This window comes from Chryseobacterium sp. MYb328 (assembly GCF_037572595.1).
In the GTDB taxonomy this organism is placed as follows: Bacteria; Bacteroidota; Bacteroidia; order Flavobacteriales; family Weeksellaceae; genus Chryseobacterium; species Chryseobacterium pennae.
The window spans coordinates 1-1,255 of sequence record NZ_JBBGZQ010000056.1 but is presented as its reverse complement, the minus strand read 5'-3'; the positions used below and the strand labels follow the sequence as shown (position 1 = coordinate 1,255).

The following is a 1,255-nucleotide window of genomic DNA, read 5'->3' as shown; positions in this document are numbered from 1 at the left end:
CGATCTTTAGGGGGCCTGAGAGGGTGATCCCCCACACTGGTACTGAGACACGGACCAGACTCCTACGGGAGGCAGCAGTGAGGAATATTGGACAATGGGTGAGAGCCTGATCCAGCCATCCCGCGTGAAGGACGACGGCCCTATGGGTTGTAAACTTCTTTTGTATAGGGATAAACCTAGATACGTGTATCTAGCTGAAGGTACTATACGAATAAGCACCGGCTAACTCCGTGCCAGCAGCCGCGGTAATACGGAGGGTGCAAGCGTTATCCGGATTTATTGGGTTTAAAGGGTCCGTAGGCGGATCTGTAAGTCAGTGGTGAAATCTCACAGCTTAACTGTGAAACTGCCATTGATACTGCAGGTCTTGAGTGTTGTTGAAGTAGCTGGAATAAGTAGTGTAGCGGTGAAATGCATAGATATTACTTAGAACACCAATTGCGAAGGCAGGTTACTAAGCAACAACTGACGCTGATGGACGAAAGCGTGGGGAGCGAACAGGATTAGATACCCTGGTAGTCCACGCCGTAAACGATGCTAACTCGTTTTTGGGATTTAGGTTTCAGAGACTAAGCGAAAGTGATAAGTTAGCCACCTGGGGAGTACGTTCGCAAGAATGAAACTCAAAGGAATTGACGGGGGCCCGCACAAGCGGTGGATTATGTGGTTTAATTCGATGATACGCGAGGAACCTTACCAAGGCTTAAATGGGAAATGACAGGTTTAGAAATAGACTTTTCTTCGGACATTTTTCAAGGTGCTGCATGGTTGTCGTCAGCTCGTGCCGTGAGGTGTTAGGTTAAGTCCTGCAACGAGCGCAACCCCTGTCACTAGTTGCCATCATTAAGTTGGGGACTCTAGTGAGACTGCCTACGCAAGTAGAGAGGAAGGTGGGGATGACGTCAAATCATCACGGCCCTTACGCCTTGGGCCACACACGTAATACAATGGCCAGTACAGAGGGCAGCTACACAGCGATGTGATGCAAATCTCGAAAGCTGGTCTCAGTTCGGATTGGAGTCTGCAACTCGACTCTATGAAGCTGGAATCGCTAGTAATCGCGCATCAGCCATGGCGCGGTGAATACGTTCCCGGGCCTTGTACACACCGCCCGTCAAGCCATGGAAGTCTGGGGTACCTGAAGTCGGTGACCGTAACAGGAGCTGCCTAGGGTAAAACAGGTAACTAGGGCTAAGTCGTAACAAGGTAGCCGTACCGGAAGGTGCGGCTGGAACATCTCATTTTAGAGCGTCTT

Annotated in this window: 1 rRNA gene; it reads left to right on the top strand. The window is 50.1% G+C overall.

Annotation, left to right across the window (positions count from 1 at the left end):
* Nucleotides 1-1,244: ribosomal RNA gene (locus WH267_RS25030) — 16S ribosomal RNA — on the top strand; the annotation flags it as partial.
* Between the last annotated feature and the right edge of the window lie 11 nt (nucleotides 1,245-1,255).